Here is a 5,681-nt window from a genome sequence, read left to right on the forward strand (position 1 = left end):
GCCACCCCCACCGCCACGGCAAGCCCCAGCACCATGGCGAAGGGAACCCGGCCGAGCCCGAGCAGCACCAGTCCCAAGCCGCCGCCGTAAAGACCGAGCGCCCCCGCCAGCAACCACCCCGGCCGCTCCACCCGGTCGAGCAACAGCCCCAGCACCGGCCCACCCACCACAGCGGAGATCGTGACCCCCGCGAGCAGCGCCGAACCCGCAGCGGCCGAACCCGTAACCGCGAACCCGGCCAGCATCAGGGCGGGCCCCGACATCTCGTCCCCCACCCGCGCGGCCACCGCACCCGCGAGGTACGCGGCAAGCCCGTAACGCCTCTTCATCGCACCGACGTTACGGAGGTAACTCAAACGTCCGCAATATGCGTTACATTCGCCCCGTGTCCAACGCCCCCGCCCCCGACGACTGGTCCACCCGCCACTCGGTACTGACGACGGCCCAGCGCACCGCCGACCTGATCAACGCCCTCGCCGATGACGACTCGGCCCCGGCGGACGTGACAGCCGTCCTGCGCGCGTACGGCGAGACGGACGTCGGCCCCTCCCCGCGCGAGGTCACCGAGATGCGCGCGTCCGCAGCCCTGTTGCGCGAGGTCTTCGCCGCCGAGGACACCGACACCGCCGCCGCGACCCTCAACCGCCTGCTGGAGACGCACACCGGCCGCGTCAGGCTCTCCTCCCACGACGGCACCGGCCCCTGGCATCCCCACCTGGACCGCGCCGACGACGCCCCCTGGGCCGAGTGGCTCCTGGCCTCCGCCTGCCTGGCGCTCACCGTCCTGCTCTGGGATCGCCAGCGCCCGCCGGGCGGCACCTGCGCCTCCCCGAGCTGCGACAACGTCTACGTCACCCGCGGCAGCGGGCCGCCCCGCCGCTACTGCTCGCGCCGGTGCGCCACCCGAGAGCGGGTGGCGGCCCACCGCCGCGCCCGCGCCGAGCGGGAACCCTCCTGAAGTCCCCCTACCCCTCCGAGTCCGGCTCCGGGGCCCGCGGGCGCCCGAGGCGGAGGCGGAGGAAGGTGTCCGGGCGGCCCTGCCGGCGCAGTCGGTGGCCGTGCACGCGCGGGTCGTCCGTGACCGTGTACCGCTTGACGTACGCCCCCAGGAACGCCTGCAGCGTGGCGACCGCCGGGATGGCGATCAGGGCGCCCACCGCGCCGAGCAGGGCGGTGCCCACGATGACCGAGCCGAAGGCGACGGCCGGGTGGATGTCGACGGTCTTGGAGGTCAGCTTGGGCTGCAGCATGTAGTTCTCGAACTGCTGGTAGACCACGACGAAGACCAGCACCCAGACCGCGTACCAGGGCGCCACGGTGAACGCGATCAGCATCGGCAGCGCGCCCGCGAGATAGGTGCCGATGGTCGGCACGAACTGCGAGACCAGGCCGACCCAGACACCGAGCACGGGCGCGTACGGCACGCCGAGGGCCTGGAGCAGGATGTAGTGCGCGATGCCGGAGACGAGGGCCATCAGGCCGCGCGAGTAGATGTAGCCGCCGGTCTTGTCGACGGCGATCTCCCAGGCGCGCAGCACCTCGGCCTGCCGCGCGGGCGGCAGCACCGAGCACAGGGCACGGCGCAGCCGGGGACCGTCGGCGGCGAAGTAGAACGAGAACAGGCCGACGGTGAGGATCCGGAAGAGCCCGCCGAGCACCTGCGCGGACACGTCGAGCACGCCGGCCGCGCTGGTCTGCGCGTACTTGCGCAGCCAGTCGGAGTGGAGCAGGCCCTCCTGGACGTCGAACCGGCGGAGCTGAAGGTGGAAGGTCTGGTTGACCCAATTGATGACCGAGTCGAGGTACTCGGGGAATCCCTCGATCATCTTGATGATCTGGCCCGCGAGCATCGAGCCGAGCAGGGTGAAGAAGCCCGCGGTGACGACGGCCAGGCCGAGGAAGACCAGGAAGGTGGCGAGTCCGCGGCGCATGCCACGCGCGGACATACGGCTGACGGCGGGCTCGATGGCGAGCGCCAGGAAGAACGCGATCAGGATGTTGAGCAGGAGCCCGGTCAGCTCGTGGAAGGCCCAGCTCCCCAGTTGGAACACGGCGACCAGCGCGAGCGCGAGCACCATGGCGCGCGGCAGCCAGCGGGGCATCCGGGCACCCGCGAGCGCACCGTCCGCGGGCTCACGCGGCGGCGTGCCGGAGGAGGCGGCGTCCCCGGTCCGAGGTGCCGTCTGCGGGTCGGTCGGCTCGATGTCGTCGATGCGTGCCACGGGCCAAGTCTCGCCCACGCCACCGACAGCGCGGACCGTATGAGGGCCCCGGGTGACCTACTCGGTGTGTGGCCGTCAACACACCCGGCGGGGCGTCCGTCGACCGGGGGACCGGCGATCCGCGTATTTCGCCCCCGCCTTTCGGCCGATGTCGCCCGGCACCGGGCGACGACCGAGGCTCAGCGCTTGTCTCCCGGCACGTCCATCACGCTGCACACCACGCGCCACACGTCCTTGGCGTCCCAGCCGGCCTCGAGTGCCTGGTGCACCGTCCGTCCGCCCAGCTCGGACATGATGTGATCGCGCGCGAAGGAGTCGGCGTACCCCGCACCGAAGTGCTCCGCCATCCGCTGCCAGAAGACCGTCAACCGCATGCCTCAAGTATCCCGCCTCGGGGGGCGGGAGTGTCCGGGACCGTTCTCGGCGGGGTCCGGGGGCTCTACGGTCTGGTCCATGGCCGAATCAGATGGTCCCTCACTCCCTTCCGCGCGCCCGGCGCACACCCCCCTCCTCCGTGCGGAGCGTTTCGTCTGGCTCACCGCGCGCGTGCTGGAACAGCGGCTCTTCGCGCACCGCTTCCTGAACGGCGGCGCGGACCCGGTGGAGCGGGCCCTGGACGCCTATCGCAACGAGGACGGCGGTTACGGCCACGCTCTGGAGCCGGACCTGCGCGGTCCGGTGAGCCAGCCGTTGCACACCGCCCGCGCGCTGGGCGTTCTGGACGCGGTCGGCCGGTGCGGCGGGCAGCGGGTGGAGCGGGTGTGCCGCTATCTGACCTCGGTGTCCACCGCGGACGGCGCCCTGCCGGCGGTCTGTCCGAGCCAGCGCGGTTATCCGGCGGCCCCCTTCGTGCCGGTGGTGGACGACCCGCCGAGCGAGCTGCTGGCGACGGGTCCAGTGGTGGGCCTGCTGCACCGCAACGAGGTGTGGCACGCGTGGCTGTTCCGGGCCACCGACTTCTGCTGGCAGGCCGTGGACGCCCTGGAAGCGTCGCATCCGTACGAGATCGAGGCCGCCGTGGCGTTCCTGGACGCCGCTCCCGACCGTGCCCGCGCGGAGGCGGCCGCCGACCGGCTGGGCCGCCTGGTGCGCGAGCGGCGGCTCGCGGCGCTGGACCCGGACCGTCTCGACCTGTACCCCGTCGCCCCCGGCTACGCGCCCGGCGAACACCACTTCCCGCACGATTTCGCGCGCACCCCCGACTCGCTCGCGCGGGCGTGGTTCACGGACGAGGAGATGGCGGGTTCGCTGGACTTCCTCGCCGCCGAGCAGCAGGAGGACGGCGGCTGGCCCGTGCGCTGGCGCCAGTGGGCCCCGGCTCCGGCCCTGGAGGCGCGCGCCGGGGTGACCATCGAGGCGCTGCACACCCTCAGGGCGTACGGCCGCTACGTCGGCTGACCCGGCTCAGCCGGTCAGGGCGCGTACGCCCGCGGTCACCACCACGGCCACCGCGACGACCACCAGGAACGGCGCCCTGAGCAGCAGCGCCACGGCCGCCGCGGCCACTCCTGCGGCCCGCGCGTCCAGGACGAGGGCGTGGCCGTGGGCGAAGGTCTGCTGGGCGGTGAGGGCGGCCAGCAGGGCGACCGGCAGCAGCGCGGCGAGCTTCTTGACCAGGGGCCGTTCCACGGCGCTCGCGGGGACGAGCAGTCCGGCGAGTTTGACGGCGTAGCAGCCGAGCGCCGTGACGCCGATGGCGAGCCAGGTGTTCAACGGTCCTCCTCCGGGGCGTCCGGCCGCTGGGCGGAGCGCGCCCGCAGACCTTGGACGAACAGGGCGAGCGGCGCCGTCAGGGCCGCCACCAGGACGGGTGCCCCGGCGGGGAGTACGGGCAGCAGGCCGAGGCCCAGGACGACCGCCAGGGCCGCGACCGCGCGCTCGGTGAACGTGGTCAGCATGGGGGCGAGCAGTGCCAGGAAGACGGCGGGTCCGGCGGCGTCCAGCCCCCAGGCGTCGGTGTCCCCGAGGGCCTGCGCGCCAAGGGCGCCGAGCAGGGTGGTGAGGTTCCACAGCACGTAGAGGCTGAGCCCGGTGACGGTGAAGCCGAGCCGCGCGGAGCGGCGGTCCGGCTGCGCCACGGTGACGGCGGTGGTCTCGTCGATCACCCACTGGGCGGCGAACGGCCGCAACGCGCGCGGGAGGGCGAGCAACTGCGAGAGCCGCAGCCCGTAGAACGCGTTGCGCACGCCCAGGAAGAACGCGCCCGCCGCGGCCGTGAACGGGTTCCCCCCGGCCGCGAGCGCCCCTACGAGGGCGAACTGGGAGGCGCCGGTGAAGACCAGAAGGCTGAGTGCGCAGGTCTGGAGGAGTCCGAGTCCGCTGCCGGCCGAGGTGACGCCGAAGGCGAAGCCGGAGAGCCCTACGGCGACGCCGACCCCGAGGGCGTCCCGTACGACGGCGCTGTCCGGCTTTCCCGCGTCCTCGGCGGCCCTGTCCGCGAGTGCTGTCTGTCGCTGTGCCACGCCCCGGACGCTACGGCCGGCCGGCCGGCGCCGTCTTGTACGTTGTTGCGCCCGCCCACGTTCTCGCGTTCGCGCTGGTAGGCGCCCGGCGGGACGCCGACGATGCGGGCGAAGTGACGGTTGAGATGGGGCTGGTCGGTGAAGCCGACGAGCGCGGCGGCCTCGGCGGGCGGGGTACCGGTGTCCAGCAGGAGCCGGGCGCGGCGCACACGCGCGTCGGTGAGCCAGGTGTGCGGGGGCATGCCGTAGGCGTCCCGGAAGGCCCGCAGCAGGGCGAAGCGGCTGGTGCCGAGGTCGGTGGCGAGGCGCTCCAGGCCGGGCGGCTCCGCCATCCGCTCCTCCAGGACGGCACGCGCGCGTGCGGCGATCCGGGCGCCGGCCGAGCGGGTGCGGCGCTCGGGCAGCGGACCGCCGTTGAGCCGCAGCAGCCTGGTCACCGCGACGCTCAGCAGGGTGTCGGCGGCCAGCGCGTTGCCCTCCTCCGCGGCGCGCAGGATCTGGTGGACGAGGCGGACGGTGTACGGGTCGTCCACCATCGGCGCGGCGAAGCCGGGCGTGCCCCGGATGGTGGTCGTCTCGGCGGCTATCCGGGCCACCACCTCGGGCGACGGGTAGACCGCGCCGTACCGCCAGCCCTCGGGAACGCCCGCGCGGCCGGTGTGCGCGGTGTCCGGGTTGACCAGGGCGAGGGCGCCCGCGCCCACGGAGACGTCGGCACCCCGGTGGTGGAAGACCTCGACGCCGTCCGCGATGGCCGCGATCACGAAGTTCTCGTGGGTGTGGCGGACGAAGGTCTTGCGGATGTAGCGGGCACGCAGGAGGTCGACGCCGGGCAGTTCCGCGTACCGCCAGTGCCGTGCCCGCTCGTCCGAACCCGCCATACGCCCATTGTCGGCCACGCCCGCCGGTCGCGGCACGCCCTGATCCGTCCCGTTTGCCCAGGTCAGCCCGATTGTCAGTGGGTGGGTGCAGGATAGAGGCATGGTCAGTCCCGCCC

At 73.5% G+C, this 5,681-nt stretch carries 7 protein-coding genes and 1 pseudogene; 2 read left to right on the forward strand and 6 right to left on the reverse strand.

The window, feature by feature from the left end:
* Positions 1 to 329 (reverse strand): annotated as a pseudogene (locus CCN33_RS26870) (MFS transporter); the annotation flags it as partial.
* Between the two features lie 38 nt (positions 330 to 367).
* On the opposite strand from CCN33_RS26870, the gene CCN33_RS26875 reads away from it, so the two are divergent.
* Positions 368 to 958 (forward strand): CGNR zinc finger domain-containing protein, encoded by a 591-nt coding sequence (locus tag CCN33_RS26875; RefSeq protein WP_086696033.1) that lies wholly within the window; start codon positions 368 to 370, stop codon positions 956 to 958.
* A 7-nt stretch (positions 959 to 965) separates the two neighbouring features.
* Here CCN33_RS26875 and CCN33_RS26880 read toward each other — a convergent pair whose 3' ends face one another.
* Complete coding sequence (locus tag CCN33_RS26880; RefSeq protein ID WP_425275871.1) at positions 966 to 2,222, reverse strand: AI-2E family transporter; 1,257 nt, start codon at positions 2,220 to 2,222, stop codon at positions 966 to 968.
* A 179-nt stretch (positions 2,223 to 2,401) separates the two neighbouring features.
* Positions 2,402 to 2,596 carry a DUF3046 domain-containing protein gene (locus CCN33_RS26885; protein ID WP_086696034.1) on the reverse strand — a complete coding sequence of 65 codons (195 nt, stop codon included), beginning with the start codon at positions 2,594 to 2,596 and terminating at the stop codon, positions 2,402 to 2,404.
* A gap of 79 nt (positions 2,597 to 2,675) precedes the next feature.
* On the opposite strand from CCN33_RS26885, the gene CCN33_RS26890 reads away from it, so the two are divergent.
* On the forward strand, positions 2,676 to 3,620 hold the full coding sequence (locus CCN33_RS26890) for a prenyltransferase/squalene oxidase repeat-containing protein (protein WP_086696035.1): 945 nt from the start codon (positions 2,676 to 2,678) through the stop codon (positions 3,618 to 3,620).
* A gap of 6 nt (positions 3,621 to 3,626) precedes the next feature.
* Here CCN33_RS26890 and CCN33_RS26895 read toward each other — a convergent pair whose 3' ends face one another.
* The 3 genes from CCN33_RS26895 to CCN33_RS26905 are packed head-to-tail and all read right to left on the reverse strand — an operon-like array spanning position 3,627 to position 5,565.
* A complete protein-coding gene (locus CCN33_RS26895; RefSeq protein WP_086696036.1) occupies positions 3,627 to 3,935 on the reverse strand; it encodes an AzlD domain-containing protein in 309 nt (102 codons plus the stop codon).
* Positions 3,932 to 4,684, reverse strand: a complete 753-nt coding sequence (locus CCN33_RS26900; RefSeq protein ID WP_086696037.1) for an AzlC family ABC transporter permease — start codon at positions 4,682 to 4,684, stop codon at positions 3,932 to 3,934. Before CCN33_RS26900 ends, CCN33_RS26895 begins: the two co-directional genes overlap by 4 nt.
* Positions 4,582 to 5,565: an AraC family transcriptional regulator gene (locus CCN33_RS26905; RefSeq protein WP_086696038.1), complete on the reverse strand. Its 984-nt coding sequence runs from the start codon at positions 5,563 to 5,565 to the stop codon at positions 4,582 to 4,584. The genes CCN33_RS26900 and CCN33_RS26905 overlap by 103 nt, the downstream gene beginning before the upstream one ends.
* Positions 5,566 to 5,681: the final 116 nt, after the last annotated feature.

The sequence above is a fragment of the Streptomyces recifensis genome, from assembly GCF_002154615.1.
Taxonomy (GTDB): domain Bacteria; phylum Actinomycetota; class Actinomycetes; order Streptomycetales; family Streptomycetaceae; genus Streptomyces; species Streptomyces griseoluteus.